The organism is Agromyces seonyuensis (assembly GCF_009789225.1).
Taxonomy (GTDB): Bacteria; Actinomycetota; Actinomycetes; order Actinomycetales; family Microbacteriaceae; genus Agromyces; species Agromyces seonyuensis.
In genome coordinates this window covers 15,580-35,142 of sequence record NZ_WSTA01000024.1, presented here as the reverse complement: position 1 = coordinate 35,142, position 19,563 = coordinate 15,580, and the positions used below count along the sequence as shown (strand labels likewise).

Here is a 19,563-nt window from a genome sequence, read left to right as displayed (position 1 = left end):
TCAGCGCGTGCGGCCGCCGATCGCGCGGGCGTCGTTGTTGCCGGCGAGATCCTTGCGCAGCTCCTTCGGCAGGGAGAACATCAGGTCCTCTTCCGCCGTCTTGATCTCCTCGACCGAGCCGAAGCCGGCGTCGGCGAGATCGAGCAGCACTTCCTGCACGAGCCCCTCGGGCACCGAGGCACCGCTCGTGACGCCGATCGTCGAGACGCCGTCGAGCCACTCCTGCTTGATCTCGGTCGAGAAGTCGACCCGGTAGGCGGCTTTCGCGCCGTACTCGAGCGCCACCTCGACGAGGCGGACGCTGTTCGAGGAGTTCGCGGAGCCCACGACGATGACGAGCTCGGCCTGGGCGGCGACCTTCTTGATCGCGACCTGGCGGTTCTGCGTCGCGTAGCAGATGTCGTCGCTCGGCGGGTCGGCGAGGTTCGGGAAGCGTTCGCGGAGACGCTTGACCGTCTCCATCGTCTCGTCGACCGAGAGCGTGGTCTGCGAGAGCCACACGACCTTGTCGGGGTCGCGCACCTCGATGTTCGCGACGTCGTCGGGGCTGTTGACGATGGTCACGTGGTCGGGCGCCTCGCCCGCGGTGCCCTCGACCTCCTCGTGGCCCTCGTGGCCGATGAGCAGGATCTCGAAGTCGTCGCGCGCGAAACGCACCGCCTCGCGGTGCACCTTCGTCACGAGCGGGCACGTGGCGTCGATCGCGTGGAGACCGCGGTCGGCGGCGGCGTTGACGACCGCCGGCGAGACGCCGTGGGCGCTGAAGACCAGGTGGGCGCCCTCGGGCACCTCGTCGACCTCGTCGACGAACACGGCGCCCTGCGCCTCGAGCTCGGTCACGACGTGGATGTTGTGGACGATCTGCTTGCGCACGTAGACGGGGGCGCCGTAGTGCTCGAGCGCCTTCTCGACGGCGATGACCGCTCGGTCGACGCCCGCGCAGTACCCGCGGGGGGAGGCCAGCAGCACCTTCTTCGCCGCGGGGGCAGGGGTATCCTTGAGCCGGCCGCGCACGCTCGGGATCCGAGGCATGCCGAGGCCGATTCGCGGGGCTTCCGTCGTGCTGGTCACGAAGGCGATTCTACCCGGCAGACCTGACCCCTTCCCCCGACCGCGAGTACGGGCCCGACGATGCAGGAGGCCGCATGGCGCACGGCGTGACGACGCGCGAGGAGCCCTGGCCCGTCGCACTGCTCTCGACGAAGGTCAAGGAGTGGATCGATCGGCTCGGCACCGTCTGGGTCGAGGGCGAGATCACGCAGTGGTCGGTCTCGGCGGGCAACGTCTACGGCAAGCTCAAGGATCTGGGCGCCGACGCGACCGTCTCCTTCAACGTCTGGAGCTCCGTGCGGGCGCGCCTCGACGAGGAGTTCAAGGCCGGCGACCGCGTCGTGATGAGCGTCAAGCCGAACTGGTGGGTCAAGGGCGGCTCGCTCACGATGCAGGTGTTCGCCCTGCACCACGTCGGGCTCGGCGAGCTGCTCGAGCGCCTCGAGCGGCTGCGCCGTCAGCTCGCCGAGGAGGGCCTGTTCGATCTCGACCGCAAGCGCCGGCTCCCCTTCCTCCCGGGCTGCATCGGACTCGTCACCGGCAAGGACAGCGACGCCGAGCAGGACGTGCTCCGCAACGCCCGGCTGCGCTGGCCGGGCGTCGAGTTCCGCACCGTGCACGCCGCCGTGCAGGGCGATCGCTCCGCCCGCGAGGTCGCGGCGGCGATCCGCACGCTCGACGCCGACCCCCGGGTCGACGTCATCATCGTCGCCCGCGGCGGCGGCGACTTCCAGAACCTGCTGCCGTTCAGCGACGAGCTCGTGGTGCGCGCCGCGGCCGACGCCACGACGCCGCTCATCTCCGCGATCGGCCACGAGGCCGACCGGCCGCTGCTCGACGAGGTCGCCGACCTGCGGGCTTCCACCCCCACCGACGCCGCCAAGCGGGTCGTGCCCGACGTCGCCGAGGAGCTCGCCCGCCTCGACCAGGCCCGCGCCCGCATGTCCGCGCGCCTCACGGGCCGTCTGGCCCACGAGGCCGACGTCATCGGCCATCTGCGCGCCCGGCCCGCGCTCGCCCGGCCCGAGACCCTCGTCGACCAGCGCGCCGAGGAGGTCACCCGCTGGGTCGCCCGCGGCGCCGAGCTCGCGGGCCGCGTCGTCGAGCGCGGCGAGCAGCGCGTCGCGGAGCTGCGCGGCCACCTCCGGGCGCTCTCCCCGCAGGCGACCCTCGACCGCGGCTACGCGATCGTGCAGGGACCGGACGGGCACGTCCTCCGCGAGCCGGCCGACGCCCCCGATGCGGGCATCCTCACGATCACGCTCGCCGGCGGCGCCCTCGCGGCCCGCTCGGTCGGACCCCTCGAGCGCGCCGACCGGCCCGCGCCCGCCGAATCGTCAGACTCCGCTGAATAGGATGACCCCCATGCCAGAGGCCGACATCGCCACGCTCTCCTACGAGGAGTCCCGCGACGAGCTCATCCGCGTCGTGGGCGAGCTCGAGCAGGGCAACGCGACCCTCGAGCGCTCGCTCGCGCTGTGGGAGCGGGGCGAGGCCCTCGCCCGCCGCTGCGAGGAGTGGCTCATCGGCGCGAAGGCCCGGCTCGACGCCGCGCGCGCGGGCATCGAGGCCGACGCCGAGGAGGGCGATCGCTGATGGCGCGCAAGCCCGGAATCGTCGCCGAGCTCGGCCGGCCCGAGACGCCCGAGGAGACGGCCGCCCGCAAGGCCAAGGCCTCCCGCATCCACGGCGGCGCCCGCACGACCCGCAACCTCATCTGGGCCCTCGTGGGCTCGTTGCTCGTGCTCGTCGTCATCATCCTCGGCGTGCCCCGCGGCTCGTCGACGACGCTCGACAACCCGGTCGACTACCGGGCGGCCGCGGCCGAAGTGCAGTCCGGTGAGCCGGGGCGCACGATCGCCGTCCCCAACCTCGACTCCGGCTGGAAGTCCAACGCCGCCGAGTTGCGCACCGACGCCGACACCGAGGTCGAGAGCTGGTACCTCGGCTTCGTGACGCCCGGCGGGCAGTTCCTCGGCATGCACCAGGGCTTCGACGCGACCGACGAGTGGGTCGACGGCATCATCGGCGACCCGCTGTCGACGACGACCGCGACCGTCGACGGCGTCGAGTGGACGGTCTACGACAACCGCGCCTCCGCGGAGGACGTCGGCAACATCGAGTACGCGATGGTGACCGGCGAGGGCGAGTCGACGTTCGTGCTCTTCGGCACCGCCGAACCCGCGGAGTTCGCCGAGTTCGCGGAGGCCATCGGCCCCGCCGTCGCCGCGACGCCCGCCGAATGAACCCGGGCCCGGCCGGGCCCCGACGCAGCATCCGAACCCACCGGAAGGAACGCCCGTGAGCGCCGAAGCCGAATCCCGTCCGACCACGCCCCAGGCCGCCTGGGACGCCCTCGCCGCGGGCAACGACCGCTACGCGGCCGGCACCTCCGCGCACCCGCGCCAGGACCCGGCGCACCGCGCGTCGCTCGAGACCGGCCAGGCGCCCTTCACCGCGCTCTTCAGCTGCTCCGACTCCCGCGTTCCGGCCGAGCTCGTCTTCGACGTCGGCCTGGGCGACGCGTTCGTCGTGCGCAACGCCGGTCAGATCGTCTCGTCCTCCGTCGTCGGCTCGCTCGAGTACGCCGTCGAGGTGCTGAAGACGCCGCTGGTCGTCGTCGTGGCCCACGAGCACTGCGGCGCCGTGCGCGCCGCCATCGACTCGCAGGGCGAGCACGCCCCGCTCCTGCCCGTGCACATCTCGCAGCTGATCTCGAACATCGTCCCAGCGGTGCGCCGCGTCGCGGGCGTCGAGCGGGGCGTCCGGATCGACACGTCGGAGATCGACGCCCACGAGGTCGGCCGCGCCCACCTGCGCGACACAGTGTCCGAGCTCCTGGCGGCCTCCGAGATCGTCTCCGAGGCGGTCGCGGCGGGTACGCTGGCTGTCGTCGGCGCGACCTACCGACTCGTCGAGGGGCGCATCGAACCCGAGCTCGCCGTGGGCGAGATCGACCTCCAGCCCCGCGCCCCCCAGCACGCCTGACGGCCACGGGCGACGCACGACCTGAAACGGAGACTCCCCATCGTGGTGGACGACAACACCGAATACCGCATCGAGCACGACACGATGGGCGAGGTCCGCGTGCCGGTCTCGGCGCTCTACCGCGCGCAGACCCAGCGGGCCGTCGAGAACTTCCCGATCTCCGGCAAGGGCCTCGAGGCCGCCCAGATCGTCTCCCTCGCCCGCATCAAGCGCGCGGCGGCCCAGGCCAACGCCGAGCTCGGCGTGCTCGACCAGTCGATCGCGGACGCGATCGTCGCGGCGGCCGACGAGGTCATCGAGGGCGGCGTCGACCTCGCCGCGCAGTTCCCGGTCGACGTGTACCAGACCGGCTCCGGCACGTCGTCGAACATGAACATGAACGAGGTCCTCGCGACGCTCGCGACGGGCAAGCTCGGCTCGCCCGTGCACCCCAACGACCACGTCAACGCGTCGCAGTCCTCCAACGACGTGTTCCCGACGTCCGTGCACATCGCCGTGACGGCCGCGCTCATCGACGAGCTCATCCCCTCGCTCGACCACCTCGCGGTCTCCCTCGAGCGCAAGGCCGAAGACTGGGCGGGCATCGTCAAGTCGGGCCGCACCCACCTCATGGACGCGACCCCGGTGACGCTCGGCCAGGAGTTCGGCGGCTACGCCCGTCAGATCCGCCTCGGCATCGAGCGCGTGCGCACGGCGCTGCCGCGCGTCGCGGAGGTCCCCCTCGGCGGCACCGCCGTCGGCACCGGCATCAACACGCCCGCGGGCTTCCCGCAGCGCGTCATCGGCATCCTCGTGCGCGACACCGAGCTGCCCATCACCGAGGCGGCCGACCACTTCGAGGCGCAGGCGAACCGCGACGGGCTCGTGGACGCCTCGGGCGCGCTGCGCACGATCGCCGTGAGCCTCACGAAGATCAACAACGACCTCCGCTGGATGGGCTCGGGCCCCAACACCGGTCTCGCCGAGATCCACATCCCCGACCTCCAGCCGGGTTCGTCGATCATGCCGGGCAAGGTCAACCCCGTCGTGCCGGAGGCGACCCTCATGGTCGCCGCGCGCGTCATCGGCAACGACGCGACCATCGCGTGGGCCGGCGCGTCGGGCTCGTTCGAGCTCAACGTGCAGATCCCCGTCATGGGCACGGCGCTGCTCGAGTCGATCCGACTGCTCTCGAACGCGGTCCGCGTGCTCGCCGACAAGACCGTCGACGGCCTCGAGCCGAACACCGAGCGCGCGACCGCGCTGGCCGGCATGTCGCCCTCGATCGTGACGCCGCTCAACAAGCTCATCGGCTACGAGGCCGCGGCGAAGATCGCCAAGCACTCGGTCAAGCAGGGCATCACCGTGCGCGAGGCCGTGATCGACCTCGGCTACGTCGAGCGCGGCGAGCTCACCGAGGCGCAGCTCGACTCGGCCCTCGACCTGCTCTCGATGACGCGCCCGCCGCAGGCCTGACCCGCCGAACGCCCCGGATGCCCCGTGCCGCACGCTGCGGCGCGGGGCATCCGTCGTTCCGGGCAGGGCCGAACCGAGCGGGGTCGTCCCTCGGCCGCCATGCTCAGCCGTAGATGGATGCCTCGTACGACGGCCCGTAGTAGGCGTCGAGGTCCTCGAGCGCGTCGCCCCGGCGGTCGAGGGACTTCGCGACGACGGCACGGCGCGGCACGAGCGCCTCGGGCGCCCACGTCGCCGGATCCCACGCCTTGGAGCGGAGGAACGCCTTCGAGCAGTGGTGGAAGACCTCCTCGACCGCGACCTCGACGACGAGGGTCGGCGTGTGGCCGCGCACGAGCATCCGCTCGGCATAGGGGGCGTCGCGCAGGATGCGGGCGCGCCCGTTCACGCGGAGGGTGTCGCCGCGACCGGGGATGACGAAGATCAGCCCGATACGCGGGTCGGTCAAGAGGTTGTGGAAGCCGTCGGCCCGGCGGTTGCCCGGGCGTTCCGGCAGGGCGATCGTGCGGTCGTCGAGCACGAGCACCGAACCGGCGGGGTCGCCCTTCGGCGAGACGTCGAGCCCGCGGGCGTCGCCCGTGGCGACGAAGTAGAGCGGGGACGCGGCGAGCCAGGCCCGGTCGAGCTCGTGCAGCCGGTCGCGCTCCTTGTCGCGCGCCGCGGCGTTCGGGGTGCCGACGATCGATTCGAGCTCGTCGCGCGTCGTGATCTGGGTCCCGCCGAAGTCCATGTCCTCCACGCTACGCCCGGCGCGGCCGGGTGCTGCGCTCGGGCCCGTGCTCAGGCCGGTGCCGCGGCGACCGGGTCGATCGACGCCGACGGCGGGTCCGGCAGGTCCGGCGGCGGGAGCACGCGCAGGGCCGCGGCGATGCCGCAGAGGAGCGACGTCGCGGAGATCGCGGCGGTGACCCAGCCTGCGCCGCCGCCGGTCGTGCCGAAGGCGTCGGCCACGCTCATCCCCATGCCGAACCCGGCGAACCACTGCCCGAATCCGATCGCGGCGACCGCGACCAGTGCGGCGCGGGCGAGGCGGCGTGCGTCAAGCCGGGCGAGCCGGCCGCGCGGGCCGACGACGGCGACCAGCAGCAGCCCGACGACGAGCGGCAGCCAGGAGACGACCCAGACCACGACGAACGGGACGGACGAGGTCGGCGACTCCCCCGCAGCCGACATCCGGGCGTACAGCTCGTCGAGCCGGAGGCCGGGCACCTTGGCCATCGGCTCCCACACGAAGATGTTCAGCACGACGACCGCGAGCGCGCCGGAGATCGCGACGGCCCCCGCGAACGCGCTCGCCCGGGCGCCGAACCGCTCCGGGATGCCGGGACGGGAGCGGCGTCGCCTCGGATCGGGGTCGCGCGGCCACCACCAGGTCGCGGCCGCGATGCCGAGCCCGCCGAGCAGGGTGCCCGCGACGACCGCAGGCATGCCGCCGAGCAGGAGCACCACGGCGAGGACGGGGATCGCGGCGATCGGCGCCAGCAGCACGATCGTCCAGCGCGCGCCGGCCGGCTGCCCGGCCAGCAGGGCGTGCAGGGCGGCTCCGGCCAGCACGAGACCGACGGCACCGAGGAACGCGGCGCCGAGCAGCAGGCCGGTGCCGACGATCGCGCCCGGCAGCGGCGGCGCGAGCCAGCCCGCGACGACGAGGATGACGGCGACGACGAAGAGCGCGATCGCCCAGCGCCCGCGTCGCACCGCGAGCCGACCGGGGGCGATGCCCCAGGCGCGGGCGTCGCGCGGCGTCGCGAGCGCCGCCCGTACAGCGCCGACCGCGATCCCGCTGCGGCCGAGCCCGAGCGATTCGGCGTCCCGGAGGTCGGCGCGCCACGCCTCGCGGCGCTCCGCGCGGATCGCGGCGGGCAGGGTCGAGGCTGCGAGGTCGACGACGCGCTCGGCCCAGGCGCGGCCGCTCACGCGATGCCGCCGATCGCGACGGACCGCTCGCCGCGGACCGCGGCGGCCCGACTCGCGGCTCCGGCCGGTCGAGCCGACGCCCGTCGCTCGACTGCCGCGCCCGCTGCGGCCGCCCCGTCGCGGGTGAGCCGGTAGTAGCGTCGCCTCGGCCCCGACCGGGCGTCGTCGGTCTCCCACTCCCCCGTGATCCACCCGGCGCGCTCGAGCCGTTCGAGCACCGGGTAGACGGTGCCGGCGGGCCGCCCGGCGTCCTTGATGATCGCGAGTCCCCACACCACGTCGTCGGCGGCGAGCAGCACCCGCAGCACATCGGCTGTGGCTTCGGTCATCCGTTTGAGCGCCTCCATGCGCGAAACCCTATCTATATCGAGATAGCGAGCGCCAGCGGCATCCGCCCCCGAGTTCGAGCGCGGGCAGCGGAACGGCCGGCGCCCGAGGCATCCTCGGGGCCGGCCGCTCGCCTGGACCGACCGATCAGGCCAGTTCGAGCCCGTCGAGCATCTCGCTCACGAGCGCCGCGATCGCCGAACGCTCGCTGCGCGTGAGGGTGATGTGCGCGAAGAGCGGGTGGCCCTTCAGCGTCTCGATGACGCTCGCGACGCCGTCGTGCCGACCGACCCGCAGGTTGTCCCGCTGGGCGACGTCGTGGGTGAGGACGACGCGCGAATTCTGCCCGATGCGGCTGAGCACCGTGAGCAGCACGTTGCGCTCGAGCGACTGCGCCTCGTCGACGATCACGAACGCGTCGTGCAGCGACCGGCCCCGGATGTGCGTGAGCGGCAGCACCTCGAGGATGCCCCGCTCGACGACCTCGTCGAGCACGTTGTCGCTGACGACCGAGCCGAGCGTGTCGAACACGGCCTGCGCCCACGGGTTCATCTTCTCGACCTGGTCGCCGGGGAGATAGCCGAGCTCCTGCCCGCCGACCGCGTAGAGCGGACGGAACACCATGATCTTCTTGTGCTGCTGGCGCTCCAGCACGGCCTCGAGGCCCGCGCAAAGCGCGAGCGCCGACTTGCCGGTGCCGGCGCGGCCGCCGAGCGAGAGGATGCCGATCTCCGGGTCGAGCAGGAGGTCGATCGCGAGGCGCTGCTCGGCCGAGCGGCCGTGGAGGCCGAAGACGTCGCGGTCGCCGCGCACGAGCCGCACGTGCCCCGGCTCGGTGACCCGCGCGAGCGCCGAGCCGCGCTCCGACTGCACGACGAGGCCCGTGTTGACCGGGTGCCCGGCGGCCTCGGCGAGGTCGAGGGCCTCGTGCTCGTAGAGATCGCTCATCCGCTCGGCGGACACGGCGACCATCGCCATGCCCGTCCAGCCCGAGTCGATCGCGAGCTCGTGGCGGTACTCCTCGGCGTCGAGGCCGATGGAGGCGGCCTTGACGCGCAGGGGCAGGTCCTTCGAGACGACGCAGACGTCGAGCCCGTCGTTCGCGAGGTTCATCGCGCACGCGAGGATGCGCGAGTCGTTGTCGCCCAGCCGCATGCCGCTCGGCAGCACCGCCGGGTTCGAGTGGTTCAGCTCGACGCGGAGCGAACCGCCCTCGCCCACCGGGATCGGGAAGTCGAGCCGCTCGTGCTCGATGCGCAGCTCGTCGAGGATGCGCAGGCTCTGCCGGGCGAAGTACCCGATCTCGGGATCGTTGCGCTTGGCCTCCAGTTCGGTGATGACGACCACCGGCAGCACGACGGCGTGCTCGGCGAAATTGAAGAGCGCTTTCGGGTCGCTCAGGAGCACCGAAGTGTCGAGCACGAACGTCCGCTCGCCGGTGCGGATCTCGTCCGCTGATCCGGGAGTCTCGGCCGAACGCGCATCCGGCCGGACGCCCTGCGCCCGGCCGGTCGACTTCGGTGATTCGAGTGCAGTCACAACCACTCCCCGCCCCGGGCGTGAAGCCCGGTTCTGCGAGCCGGTGACATCCTCTCGATCGAGCTGAACGAAGCCGGCCCGATCAGGCGCTCTGCCTGATGCCGGTCAACTTACGTCGGGCCGGCACGGACGTGCAAGCAACACGCGGAATCGTCTCGCGCTGTTCACATTCGTCCCGCGGAGGGGCCGTGCGACGCTCAATACACGGCAGCGGAGGAGAAGGACACGAACGCGCCGCGCAGCATCTCGACGGTCTCCGAACTCGTCGCCGAGTGGATGCTGAGGCGCACCCGCCCCTGCCGGGTGGAGGCCGTCACGCCGTGGTTGTGCAGCGACGCGGTGAGCGCCGTCGTCTGGTCGTCGGCGGGTTCCAGCACCACGATGCCGGCCCGTTCGCGCTCGTCGCGCGAGGAGACGACGGGCACGGCGAACTCGTCGGCGAGGTCGACGACCTCGCTCACGCGCTCCGCGACGGCGGCCGCGATCGCGCCGATGCCGGTCGCCGAGACCTCCTCGATCCCCGCGGCGAGCCGGCCCTCCGCGATGGGATCGGGGTTGGAGACGCGGAACGCGCGCGCCGACGGCGCGGGCGGCGGCACCTCGCCCCACACCTCGTCGTCGACGGTGCCGGTGAAGCCCGAGAAGACCGGTGTGAGCGCCTCCAGGGCGCGATCGCTGAGTCCGAGGACGCCCGTGCCCCAGCCGGAGCGCAGCCACTTCTGACCGCCGAACGCGACGACGTCGGCCGCCTCGAACGCGGCGTCGACGACGCCGACGCCCTGGATGGCGTCGACGATGAGCAGACGGTCGCCGATGACCTGACGGATGCCCTCGAGGTCGGCGACGAAGCCGGTACGGGAGTCGACGAGACTCACCGCGACGGCGACGGCGTCGCCGAGCTGCTCGCGAACCGCGCCGGGCGTGACGCGGCCGTGGTCGGTCTCGAGCCAGCGCGGCCGGGCGACGTGGAGCGCCTCCTCGGCGCGCACGGCGGCGATCGGCAGGCTCGGGAACTCTCCTGCGGAGAGCAGCACCTCGCCGGTGACGCCGAAGAGGGCGTGCATGAGCCCCTGGCTCGTGTTCGGCTGGAAGACCACGTGGTCGGCCGGCAGCCGCAGCAGGGCACCGGCGGCGCGGCGCACCCGCTCGTCCTGCTCGGCGAACACGTCGAGGCTCCCGTGCCGGGCCCGCTGCAGGGTGTGCGAGAGCGCGAGCGACTCCTCGAGCGCGGCGACCGAGATCGGGCCGATGCGGCCGTAGTCGAGATAGCCGGGTTCCTCGGTGAATCCGGCGTTGAACTCCTCGATCGTCACGGACGTTCCCCTTTCTCCATCGTTCATCGTGGAGGACGCGCACATGGGCGGCAAGCCGCCCACCCGGGGGGTGCCTTCCCGGAGCGGCCGCATCCTCGGGGGTCGGCCGCCGGCGCCCTCAGCCGCCGAAGCGGCGGTGTCGTTGCGCGTAGTCGCGGAGCGCACGCAGGAAGTCGACGCGCCGCAGGTCCGGTCCGAGCGCTTCGACGAAGTAGAACTCGGAGTGCGCCGCCTGCCAGAGCATGAAGTCGCTGAGGCGCTGCTCCCCCGAGGTGCGGATCACGAGGTCCGGGTCGGGCTGGCCGCTCGTGTAGAGGTGCTCGCCGATGAGCTCGGGCGTGAGCCGCTCGGCGAGGTCGTCGAGCGAACGCCCTTCGGCGTGGTGCGACGCGACGATCGAGCGCATCGCGTCGGTGATCTCCTTGCGCCCGCCGTAGCCGACGGCGAGGTTGACGTGCATGCCCGTGTGGGCCTTCGTCGTCTCCTCCGCACCGTCGAGGGCCGCGACGAGCGAGCCGGGCAGCCCGGCATCCGACCCGACGTGCTGCACGCGCCAGTCGCGGTGCGCCGCGATCTCCTCCGCGAGGCGCGCGATGATCTCGGTGAGGTCGTCGAGCTCGGTGCTCTCGCGGTTGCCGAGGTTGTCGGCCGAGAGCAGGTAGAGCGTGACCACCCGGATGCCCGCGTCGTCGCACCACTCGAGGAACTCGAGCATCTTGCGCGCGCCCGCCCGGTGCCCGTGCGCGGGCGTGTCGAAGCCGAGCTGCTTCGCCCATCGGCGGTTGCCGTCGATGATCATGGCCACGTGGTGCGGGAGCGCCGCCGCGTCGAGGTCGCGCCCGAGGCGCGCCTCGTAGAGGCGGTAGAGCACGCCCGAACCGGCGCGCGAGTCCTTCGATCGCACGCAGGTACGTTACCGCCCCGAGGGCTGCCGGACTCACAGCGCGATGGAATGCACTCCCCCGTACCCTTGGTGCATGACCAGGAAGCCGCCTCCCGCCGAAGCCGTCATCGAACGGCTCGAGCAGCCGCTCGGGGACGGCACGGGCGACCTGCCCAACATCCCGCTGCTCGACGCGGCGGAGGCCGACGCGAACATCGAGATCAAGCCCACCTGGCGGGGCTGGATCCACGCCGGCACGTTCCCGCTCGCGATCGCCGCGGGCATCGTGCTCATCTGCCTCGCGCAGGGCGCGCCCGCCAAGTGGGCGTCGGCGGTCTTCATGACGACGTCGCTGCTGCTCTTCGGCAACTCGGCGCTCTACCACCGCTTCAATTGGTCGCCGAAGGTCAAGGTCATCCTGAAGCGGATCGACCACGCGAACATCTTCCTGCTCATCGCCGGCACTTACACGCCGCTCGCGATCCTCGCGCTGCCGCCGGAGAAGGGGTGGCTGCTGCTCGGCTTCGTCTGGGGCGGCGCGCTGCTCGGCATCGCGTTCCGCGTGTTCTGGATCTCCGCGCCGCGCTGGCTGTACGTGCCGATCTACCTGCTGCTCGGCTGGGCCGCGGTCATGTACCTCGGCGACCTCCTCGAGGCGAGCGTCGCGATGATGGTGCTCGTGCTGGTCGGCGGGCTGCTCTACACGGCCGGCGCGATCGTCTACGGCTTCAAGAAGCCGAACCCGATCCCGGGCGTCTTCGGCTTCCACGAGATCTTCCACACCTGCACGGTGCTCGCGTTCATGTGCCATTGGACGGCGACGCTGCTCATCGCGCTCGCCCCCGCCTACCACGCCGGCTGAGCCGACGGCCGACGACGAAGGCCGGAGCCCCTCGCGGGTGCTCCGGCCTTCGTGCGTTCGCCCGACGGCGAGGATGCTACGGGCGGCCGCGGCCTTCGCCCGCGTCGTCGGCGGGGCCGGTGCCCGCTTCCTCCTCGGTCTCGGTCTCGGTGTCGGCGGCGTCGACCGACTCCGCGTCGGCTTCGCCGGGACCGGCCGCCGCGGCTTCGTCGGCGGCGGCCTGCTCGGCCGCGAGGCGCTCCTGGATCTCGGCGCGGTAGTTCACGCGACGCACGCGCCGCACCATGTCGACGGCGAGCAGCACGACGATGACCGCGACGAAGAGCGTCGCGACGAAGCCGACGACGCCCGGCGTGATGTCCTCCTCGTCGGGCACGCCGTCGGCGGCGAGGACCGCGATTCGGGCGAGGGCCGAGGCCCCCTCGTGCAGCAGGGGGAGGACGGCGCTCATGGGAGCCCTTTCAGGAAGCGGATCCGGCGACGATTAGGCTGGGCGGCAGCCCGGGAAACCGGGCCTCCAGCGTAACCCAAGCCCCCTGAGGAGCCCGCCGTGGCCGACCGCCGCTCCGCCTCCGCCGCCGGCGACGACGCGGCCGCCGAAGACGCCGAGCTCGACCGCACCGACGTCCCCGCCGCCTCCGTCGCCCCGGCCGTCAACCCCGCGCACCTCGAGCACCTCGAGGGCACCGCGGTCGGCGACCGCTACGGCCGCAAGCCGGGCGTGCGACGCAAGGAACGGGGGTGGCTCATCGGCGGCGCCGTGTTCCTCGTCGTGGTGCTCGCGGCCTGGCTCGGCTGGGCCGGGCTCGGCGGTTCCGACGACGGCCCTGCGCTCGAGGCGAAGGACCTCAGCCACACGCTGCTGCCCGACGAGCGGGCCGTCGAGGTCACGTGGTCGCTCTCCGTGCCCGCGGGCACCGCGACCGAGTGCGCCGTGCAGGCGCTCGACGAGGACTTCACCGTCGTCGGCTGGAAGGTCGTGCCGATCCCGGCCGGCGACCGCGACATCCGGGCCTTCACCGAAACGGTGCGCACGGCCCGGACGGCTGTCACCGGTGTGGTCGCAGGCTGCTGGGTGGCCTAGGCTGTCTGGATCGCCTCGACGACCGTCGGGGCGTCACGTCTATCTACCCGAGGAGTCGACATGGCTTCCGACCCCACCGTTTCCTGGCTCACCCAGGAGGCGTACGACCGTCTCGCCGCCGAGCTCACGGAGCTCTCGACCAACGGCCGCGAGGAGATCGCCAAGCGCATCGAGGCCGCCCGTGAAGAAGGCGACCTGAAGGAGAACGGCGGCTACCACGCCGCGAAGGACGAGCAGGGCAAGATGGAGGCCCGCATCCGCCAGCTCGACGGGCTGCTGAAGAGCGCCCACGTCGGCGAGGCCCCCGCCGCCTCCGGCGTCGTCGAGCCCGGCACGGTCATCACCGCGACGATCGCGGGCGACCCCACGACCTTCCTCATCGGTTCGCGCGAGATCGCGGGCGACTCCGAGCTCTCCGTCTACAGCGAGTCGAGCCCGCTCGGCCAGGCGATCATCGGCCTGAAGGTCGGCGACTCGACGAGTTACACGGCTCCCAACGGCCGCTCGATCGCCGTCGAGATCACGGCCGTCGAGACCTGGGGCGGCCAGTAAGCCGCACCGGTCGACGGCGAAGGCCTCCGCGAGCTTCGGCTCGCGGGGGCCTTCGCGCATCCTCGTGCGGGGCGCGGACTACTCCGGGACGACCTCGGGCTCGTAGCCGCCGGCGCGCAGGGCGTTCAGCACCTCGTCGCCGTGCTCGCGGCCGCGCGTCTCGACCGCGATCTCGAGCTCGACCTGGCTGATCTGCAGGCCGTGCCCGTGGCGCGTGTGCAGCACCTCGATGACGTTGGCCTTGACCTGCGCGAGGATCGCGGAGACCGCGGCGAGCTGACCCGGGCGGTCGGGCAGCGGGATGCGCAGCGTCAGGTAGCGACCGGAGGCGACGAGGCCGTGCGAGATGACGCGTTGCATGAGCAGCGGGTCGATGTTGCCGCCGGAGAGGATCGCCACGGTCGGTCCCTCGACCTCGACGGCGCCCGACTGGAGCGCGGCGACCGAGACGGCGCCCGCGGGCTCGACGACGAGCTTGGCGCGCTCGAAGAGCAGCACGAGCGCGCGGGCGATGTCGTCATCGCTCACCGTCACGACCTCGTCGACGACCTCGCGCGCGATCTCGAAGTTCAGCTCGCCCGGGCGGTACACCGCGATGCCGTCCGCGATGGTCGGCACGACGGGCACGCTGCGCAGTTCGCCGGCGGCCAGGGACTCCACGTACGGGGACGCGTTCTCCGCCTGCACGCCGATGACGCGCACCGTGCGGCCGTCGCGGGCCGCGCGCTGCTTGATCGCGCTCGCGACGCCCGCGATGAGCCCGCCGCCGCCGATCGGCACGAGGACGTTCGCGAGGTCGGGCACCTGGTCGTAGACCTCCAGGCCGAGCGTGCCCTGGCCGGTCACGACGTCGGCGTGGTCGTACGGCGGGATGAACACCGCGCCGGACTCCTCGGCGAAGCGGATCGCAGACTCGAGGGACTCGCCGAAGTTGGCGCCCGTCAGCCGCACGTCCGCGCCGTAGTTGCGCGTCGCCTCGAGCTTCGGCAGCGCGACGCCGACCGGCATGAAGATCGTCGCCCGGATGCCGAGCTCCCGCGCCGCGTAGGCGACGCCCTGCGCGTGGTTGCCCGCCGACGCCGCGACGACGCCGCGGGCGCGCTCCTCCTCGCTCAACCGGGTCAGGCGGAAGTACGCGCCGCGGAGCTTGTACGAGCCCGTTCGCTGCAGGTTCTCGGCCTTCAGGTGCACGGGCGCGCCGACCATGCGGCCGAGGAACCGGCTCGTCTCCATCGGGGTGCGTCGTGCGACGCGGCCGACCACCGGCACGGCGGCCTCGAACTCCTCGAGGGTCGGGCCGGGCACGGTGCGGGCACCGGCGGGAGCGGCATCCTGGGTCTGTTCGTTCATTCGGATCGTCTCGTTCGGAGGTAGCGGGGGCGGCTGGGCACGGTCTGCCAGACGGGCGACCTGACGGCTCTCGGCGGGGACACGCCCCGCCATCGGCCGGCGGCGATGTCGGCGATCATGACGTTGACGACGGCGACGAACGGCACGGCGAAGAGGGCGCCGGGGATGCCCGCGATGAGCGACCCGGTCGCGACGGCGAGCACGACGCCGAGCGGATGCACCTTGACCGCGGTGCCCATGATGAGCGGCTGCAGGACGTGCCCCTCGAGCTGCTGCACGAGCAGCACGATCGCCAGCATCGCGACCGCCGACCACAGGCCGTTGTAGACGAGCGCGACGAACACGGCGAGCGCACCGGTCGCCACGGCACCGACGATGGGGATGAACGAGCCGAGGAACACGAGGATGCCGATCGGCACGGCGAGCGGCAGCCCCAGGGCGAAGGCGCCGACACCGATGCCGACCGCGTCGATCGTCGCCACGAGGATCTGCACGCGCACGAAGTTGCGGAGGGTGTTCCAGCCCGCCCGTCCGGCGGAGTCGACCGCGACGCGGGCGCGACGGGGGAAGACGCTCACGAGCCAGCGCCAGATGCCGGCGCCGTCGATCACGAAGAAGAGCGTGGCGAAGAGCGCGAGGAGGCTGCCCGTGAGGACGTGCCCGAGGGTCGTGCCGACCGAGAGCGCGCCGGAGACCAGGAGGTTGCCATCGTCCCGGATCGAGGTGAAGAGCTGCTCCGCCCAGTCGGTGATCTGCACCTGCCCGAGGCCGAGGGGCCCCGATTCCAGCCAGTCGCGGAAGCCGTCCCACGCGACCACCGATTGGTCGGCCAGTTCGTCGGATCCGCGCACGATCTGCCAGATCCCGAGGGTGAGCAGCCCGCCGACGGCGACGAGCGCGCTCAGCATCGCGGCGGTCACCGCCGCCCACTTCGGCCAGCGGTGGCGCCGCAGCCAGTTCGAGAACGGCACGAGGAGCGCCGCCAGCAGCACCGCGATGAGCACCGGTACGACGATGAGGCGCACCTGGATGACGACGTAGACGAGCACGGCGACGACGGCGCCGATGAGCAGCAGCCGCCACGACCAGGCGCCCGCGAGCCGCACCCCGAACGGGATGGATTCGAGCACGCGGTCCTCGCCCGTGTGGGCGCCGCGCATCCCCGCGACGTTCTGCCGCCGCTCGCCCCGTCCGTCCGAGCGCGGCGGCGTCCGGCGCGCCCCACGCGCGTCGCGCCGGCCCGAGCCGGAGCCCTCCCGCCCCTCGGAGTCCGTCATTCCGCCAGTCTAGGCGCGCGCCCATTCCGCGCCGGGCGTCCGCCCCGCGGGTGCGTCAGTGGCCGGTGCTAGCGTCGGGTCACCATGGTCGACACCGTCTCTCCCGCGCTCGCCCGCCGCATCGCACTCGCCGCCCAGGGATTCGGCACGGCGCTCCCGGCCGCGCCCGGGCTGCGGCATCTCGGCGGTTCCTTCGAGCGTCTGGGGCTGTTCCAGATCGACTCGGTCAACGTCTTCGAGCGGGCCCACTACCTGCCCGCCTTCAGCCGCACGGGAGCCTACGCGCGTGGCGACTTCGACCGCCTCGTCTCGGGCCGCCGCGGCCGGGGCATCGAGTACTGGGCCCACCAGGCCGCGTTCATCCCGCGTTCGCTCTGGGGCGCGTTCGAGTTCCGGCGGGCCGCGCATCGCGAGCTGTACGACACGCCCGGCGGCTGGCTCGCCGAGCACGACGGGCTCCGGCGCTTCCTCCGCGACGAGCTGGCCGACCGCGGGCCGATGCGCGCGGGCGCCCTCGAGCACGATTCCGCGAAGGGCGCGGGCGGCTGGTGGGGCTGGTCCGATGCGAAGCGCGCCCTCGAGACGATGTGGCGCACGGGCGAGGTCGTCGTGGTCGAGCGCGATCGCTTCGAGCGCGTCTACGCGCTGCCCGAGCAGGCGCTCGCGTCCGAGCACGTCGACGCGGCGCTCTCCCGCGACGAGGGCCTCCGGGTGCTCGTCGCCCGTGCCGCCCGCACGCTCGGCATCGCGACCGAGGCCGACCTCGCCGACTACTGGCGCACGAAGCGCGACGACATCCGCCCGGCGATCCGCGCCCTCGTCGACGAGGGCGAGCTCCTCCCCGTCGAGGTGCCCGGGTGGGGGCAGGGCGGGCGGGCCGGCACGGCGTACCTGCATCGCGACGCGCGTCGGCCGCGTCGCATCGACGGCGCGGCGCTGCTCTCGCCGTTCGATCCGCTCGTCTGGTTCCGGCCGCGCACCGAGCGGCTCTTCGACTTCCACTACCGCATCGAGATCTACACGCCCGAGCCCCAGCGCGTCTTCGGCTACTACACGCTGCCGATCCTGCTCGACGATCGGGTCGTGGGCCGCGTCGACCTGAAGTCCGACCGGCGCGAACGACGGCTCCTCGTGCAGTCGGCGTGGAGCGAGCCGGGCGCCCCGGCCGACCTCGCCGAGCGGCTCCGGCCCGAGCTCGAACGCGCCGCCGCCTGGCAGGGGCTCGACGAGGTCGTGGTGCGTCCGCGCGGCGACCTCGCACCGGCACTGGCCGCCACGGCCGCGGCGTAGCGCCTAGAAGGAGCCGCCCATCTCGTGCAGACGCTCGACGCGCTGCGGGATCGGCGGGTGGGTCGCGAAGAGGCGGTCGATGACGCCGGGCTTCAGCGGGTCGGCGATCCAGAGGTGCGCCATCGACGAGTTCTGCTTCTGCATCGGGCGGCCGTACTGCTCGAGCTTGAGCAGCGCGCGGGCGAGCGCCTCGGGATGCCGGGTCGTGAGGGCGCCCGTCGCGTCCGCGAGGTACTCGCGCTGCCGCGACACCGCGAGCTGCACGAGCGTCGCGACGAGGGGCGCGATGAGCATCGCGACGAGGCCGACGACGAGCAGCACCGGGTTCTGGTTGTTGCGGTTGCCGCCGAAGAACGCCATGCGCACGAAGATGTCGGCGATGAAGCCGACGGCCACGACGAGGCCGAACACGATCATCGAGAGCCGGATGTCGTAGTTGCGCACGTGCCCGAGCTCGTGGGCCATGACGCCCTCGAGCTCGGCGTCGTCCATGATCTCGAGCAGGCCCGTCGTCGCGGCGACCGAGGCGTGCTGCGGGTCGCGCCCGGTCGCGAACGCGTTCGGCGCCGGGTCGTTCACGAGGTAGACCTTCGGCATCGGCGTGCCGGTCGTGATCGCGAGGTTCTCGACGATGCGCCAGAGCCGCGGGTGGTCGGCCTTCGAGCGCAGCTCGATCGCGCCGGACATCGCGATGGCCTGCTTGTCGGCGGTGAAGTACTGGAGCAGCGCGTACCCGGCGGAGAACAGCACGACGAAGATCGTGATCGTCCAGCTCCGGTAGATCGCTCCCGCGAGCCAGCCGAGGCCGCCGACGATGAGCAGGAAGAACAGGATCGTGAACGCCGTGTTGCGCTTGTTCTTGGCGATCGCGCGATACATGAGGGGGACCGTTTCCCGAGGCCGGGTGCCTCGATGGTCGGGCGGTATCGGGGAGAGCGAAGCGGCGAGCGACCCCGCCCGGGGTGGCTCGCCGATCGGTGTTCAGCGGGAGGCGATCAGAACTGCACGCGAGGCGGCTCGGCGATCGACGCCGGCTCGGTCACCTCGAAGAACTCGCGCTCGGAGAAGCCGAGGCCGCGCACGAAGAGCGTGTTGGGGAACACCTTGATCTTCGTGTTGAGCTCGCGGACGCCGCCGTTGTAGAAGCGGCGGGCCGCCTGCACCTTGTCTTCGGTGTCGACGATCTCCGACTGGAGCTGGAGGAAGTTCTGGCTGGCCTGCAGCTGGGGGTAGGCCTCGGCGACCGCGAAGATCGACTTGAGGGCCTGCTGCATGTGGTTCTCGGCGGCACCGGCCTCGACGGGACCGGTCGCCGCGAGCGTCTCCGCGCGCGCCTCGGTGACGTTCTGGAACACGGAGCGCTCGTGCGCCGCGTAGCCCTTGACCGTCTCGATGAGGTTCGGGATGAGGTCGGCACGACGCTTGAGCTGCACCGTGATGTCGCTCCACGCCTCATCGACCCGCACGTTGAGCGTCACGAGCGAGTTGTAGGTCGCCCAGAGGTAGATGCCGACGATCGCGATCAGTGCGACGACGACGATGACGGGAATGAGCCATTCCATCGGCCGGAACTCCTTCAGGGGTATGCGCGGGGTGCCCTTATCCTACGCACCGGCCGCGCCTCGCCCGACCGCTTCCCATGAGACTCGGAGCATCCTGGAAGGCCGGGATCACGG

General features: G+C 72.4%; 21 protein-coding genes. 9 read left to right on the top strand and 12 right to left on the bottom strand.

From position 1 onward, the window contains the following. A complete protein-coding gene (locus GB864_RS07315) occupies positions 1–1,032 on the bottom strand; it encodes a 4-hydroxy-3-methylbut-2-enyl diphosphate reductase (protein WP_160423704.1) in 1,032 nt (343 codons plus the stop codon). 113 nt (positions 1,033–1,145) lie between these two features. On the opposite strand from GB864_RS07315, the gene xseA reads away from it, so the two are divergent. The 5 genes from xseA to GB864_RS07290 are packed head-to-tail and all read left to right on the top strand — an operon-like array spanning position 1,146 to position 5,493. After that, positions 1,146–2,405 carry an exodeoxyribonuclease VII large subunit gene (gene xseA / locus GB864_RS07310; protein ID WP_160423689.1) on the top strand — a complete coding sequence of 420 codons (1,260 nt, stop codon included), beginning with the start codon at positions 1,146–1,148 and terminating at the stop codon, positions 2,403–2,405. Position 2,406: 1 nt separating this feature from the next. Further along, the gene (locus GB864_RS07305; RefSeq protein WP_160423688.1) at positions 2,407–2,646 is read left to right on the top strand and encodes an exodeoxyribonuclease VII small subunit; all 240 of its coding nucleotides are present in this window, start codon (positions 2,407–2,409) and stop codon (positions 2,644–2,646) included. Next, on the top strand, positions 2,646–3,296 hold the full coding sequence (locus GB864_RS07300; protein ID WP_160423687.1) for a DUF4245 family protein: 651 nt from the start codon (positions 2,646–2,648) through the stop codon (positions 3,294–3,296). Before GB864_RS07305 ends, GB864_RS07300 begins: the two co-directional genes overlap by 1 nt. A gap of 55 nt (positions 3,297–3,351) precedes the next feature. Continuing rightward, the gene (locus tag GB864_RS07295; RefSeq protein ID WP_160423686.1) at positions 3,352–4,038 is read left to right on the top strand and encodes a carbonic anhydrase; all 687 of its coding nucleotides are present in this window, start codon (positions 3,352–3,354) and stop codon (positions 4,036–4,038) included. 45 nt (positions 4,039–4,083) lie between these two features. Continuing rightward, positions 4,084–5,493, top strand: coding sequence for an aspartate ammonia-lyase (locus GB864_RS07290; protein ID WP_160423685.1), 1,410 nt, complete (start codon positions 4,084–4,086; stop codon positions 5,491–5,493). A 103-nt stretch (positions 5,494–5,596) separates the two neighbouring features. On the opposite strand, the gene GB864_RS07285 is transcribed toward GB864_RS07290, so the two are convergent. The 6 genes from GB864_RS07285 to GB864_RS07260 all read right to left on the bottom strand — a co-directional run bounded on the left by GB864_RS07285 (position 5,597) and on the right by GB864_RS07260 (position 11,493). Then, positions 5,597–6,223 carry an MSMEG_1061 family FMN-dependent PPOX-type flavoprotein gene (locus GB864_RS07285; protein ID WP_160423684.1) on the bottom strand — a complete coding sequence of 209 codons (627 nt, stop codon included), beginning with the start codon at positions 6,221–6,223 and terminating at the stop codon, positions 5,597–5,599. A 50-nt stretch (positions 6,224–6,273) separates the two neighbouring features. Beyond that, positions 6,274–7,410 carry a hypothetical protein gene (locus tag GB864_RS07280; RefSeq protein WP_160423683.1) on the bottom strand — a complete coding sequence of 379 codons (1,137 nt, stop codon included), beginning with the start codon at positions 7,408–7,410 and terminating at the stop codon, positions 6,274–6,276. Then, positions 7,407–7,757: a PadR family transcriptional regulator gene (locus tag GB864_RS07275; RefSeq protein ID WP_160423682.1), complete on the bottom strand. Its 351-nt coding sequence runs from the start codon at positions 7,755–7,757 to the stop codon at positions 7,407–7,409. The genes GB864_RS07280 and GB864_RS07275 overlap by 4 nt, the downstream gene beginning before the upstream one ends. A 127-nt stretch (positions 7,758–7,884) precedes the next feature. Then, on the bottom strand, positions 7,885–9,183 hold the full coding sequence (locus GB864_RS07270; protein WP_336603909.1) for a PhoH family protein: 1,299 nt from the start codon (positions 9,181–9,183) through the stop codon (positions 7,885–7,887). 290 nt (positions 9,184–9,473) lie between these two features. Further along, entirely contained in the window at positions 9,474–10,589 is a 1,116-nt protein-coding gene (locus GB864_RS07265; RefSeq protein WP_336603908.1) for an aminotransferase class V-fold PLP-dependent enzyme, read from the bottom strand. A gap of 118 nt (positions 10,590–10,707) precedes the next feature. Then, positions 10,708–11,493 (bottom strand): isoprenyl transferase, encoded by a 786-nt coding sequence (locus tag GB864_RS07260; protein ID WP_160423679.1) that lies wholly within the window; start codon positions 11,491–11,493, stop codon positions 10,708–10,710. A gap of 148 nt (positions 11,494–11,641) precedes the next feature. Here GB864_RS07260 and trhA point away from each other — a divergent pair, with 148 nt between their 5' ends. Then, on the top strand, positions 11,642–12,334 hold the full coding sequence (gene trhA / locus GB864_RS07255) for a PAQR family membrane homeostasis protein TrhA (protein WP_236778956.1): 693 nt from the start codon (positions 11,642–11,644) through the stop codon (positions 12,332–12,334). A gap of 76 nt (positions 12,335–12,410) precedes the next feature. On the opposite strand, the gene GB864_RS07250 is transcribed toward trhA, so the two are convergent. Then, positions 12,411–12,785, bottom strand: a complete 375-nt coding sequence (locus GB864_RS07250) for a hypothetical protein (protein WP_160423677.1) — start codon at positions 12,783–12,785, stop codon at positions 12,411–12,413. A 99-nt stretch (positions 12,786–12,884) separates the two neighbouring features. On the opposite strand from GB864_RS07250, the gene GB864_RS18935 reads away from it, so the two are divergent. Both GB864_RS18935 and greA read left to right on the top strand, forming a co-directional pair. Further along, positions 12,885–13,418 (top strand): DUF4307 domain-containing protein, encoded by a 534-nt coding sequence (locus GB864_RS18935; RefSeq protein ID WP_160423676.1) that lies wholly within the window; start codon positions 12,885–12,887, stop codon positions 13,416–13,418. Between the two features lie 60 nt (positions 13,419–13,478). Further along, complete coding sequence (gene greA / locus GB864_RS07240) at positions 13,479–13,970, top strand: transcription elongation factor GreA (RefSeq protein WP_160423675.1); 492 nt, start codon at positions 13,479–13,481, stop codon at positions 13,968–13,970. Positions 13,971–14,048: 78 nt separating this feature from the next. On the opposite strand, the gene ilvA is transcribed toward greA, so the two are convergent. Both ilvA and GB864_RS07230 read right to left on the bottom strand, forming a co-directional pair. Further along, a complete protein-coding gene (ilvA, locus tag GB864_RS07235; RefSeq protein ID WP_160423674.1) occupies positions 14,049–15,320 on the bottom strand; it encodes a threonine ammonia-lyase in 1,272 nt (423 codons plus the stop codon). Next, positions 15,317–16,597, bottom strand: a complete 1,281-nt coding sequence (locus tag GB864_RS07230; RefSeq protein ID WP_236778953.1) for an AI-2E family transporter — start codon at positions 16,595–16,597, stop codon at positions 15,317–15,319. Before GB864_RS07230 ends, ilvA begins: the two co-directional genes overlap by 4 nt. 84 nt (positions 16,598–16,681) lie before the next feature. Between GB864_RS07230 and GB864_RS07225 the strand changes: the two genes are divergently transcribed. Beyond that, the gene (locus GB864_RS07225; protein ID WP_160423673.1) at positions 16,682–17,887 is read left to right on the top strand and encodes a winged helix-turn-helix domain-containing protein; all 1,206 of its coding nucleotides are present in this window, start codon (positions 16,682–16,684) and stop codon (positions 17,885–17,887) included. Positions 17,888–17,890: 3 nt separating this feature from the next. Here the strand turns inward: GB864_RS07225 and GB864_RS07220 are convergent, their stop codons facing one another. Continuing rightward, positions 17,891–18,766, bottom strand: a complete 876-nt coding sequence (locus tag GB864_RS07220; protein ID WP_160423672.1) for a M48 family metalloprotease — start codon at positions 18,764–18,766, stop codon at positions 17,891–17,893. A gap of 116 nt (positions 18,767–18,882) precedes the next feature. Further along, complete coding sequence (locus GB864_RS07215; protein WP_160423671.1) at positions 18,883–19,449, bottom strand: LemA family protein; 567 nt, start codon at positions 19,447–19,449, stop codon at positions 18,883–18,885. Positions 19,450–19,563: the final 114 nt, after the last annotated feature.

Coding starts and splice junctions, on each gene's coding strand:
- GB864_RS07315 (WP_160423704.1), bottom strand. CDS start 1,032: ATGCCTCGGATCCCGAGCGTGCGCGGCCGGCTCAAGGATACCCCTGCC.
- xseA (WP_160423689.1), top strand. CDS start 1,146: ATGGCGCACGGCGTGACGACGCGCGAGGAGCCCTGGCCCGTCGCACTG.
- GB864_RS07305 (WP_160423688.1), top strand. CDS start 2,407: ATGACCCCCATGCCAGAGGCCGACATCGCCACGCTCTCCTACGAGGAG.
- GB864_RS07300 (WP_160423687.1), top strand. CDS start 2,646: ATGGCGCGCAAGCCCGGAATCGTCGCCGAGCTCGGCCGGCCCGAGACG.
- GB864_RS07285 (WP_160423684.1), bottom strand. CDS start 6,223: ATGGACTTCGGCGGGACCCAGATCACGACGCGCGACGAGCTCGAATCG.
- GB864_RS07275 (WP_160423682.1), bottom strand. CDS start 7,757: ATGGAGGCGCTCAAACGGATGACCGAAGCCACAGCCGATGTGCTGCGG.
- GB864_RS07250 (WP_160423677.1), bottom strand. CDS start 12,785: ATGAGCGCCGTCCTCCCCCTGCTGCACGAGGGGGCCTCGGCCCTCGCC.
- greA (WP_160423675.1), top strand. CDS start 13,479: ATGGCTTCCGACCCCACCGTTTCCTGGCTCACCCAGGAGGCGTACGAC.
- ilvA (WP_160423674.1), bottom strand. CDS start 15,320: ATGAACGAACAGACCCAGGATGCCGCTCCCGCCGGTGCCCGCACCGTG.
- GB864_RS07230 (WP_236778953.1), bottom strand. CDS start 16,597: ATGACGGACTCCGAGGGGCGGGAGGGCTCCGGCTCGGGCCGGCGCGAC.
- GB864_RS07225 (WP_160423673.1), top strand. CDS start 16,682: ATGGTCGACACCGTCTCTCCCGCGCTCGCCCGCCGCATCGCACTCGCC.
- GB864_RS07220 (WP_160423672.1), bottom strand. CDS start 18,766: ATGTATCGCGCGATCGCCAAGAACAAGCGCAACACGGCGTTCACGATC.
- GB864_RS07215 (WP_160423671.1), bottom strand. CDS start 19,449: ATGGAATGGCTCATTCCCGTCATCGTCGTCGTCGCACTGATCGCGATC.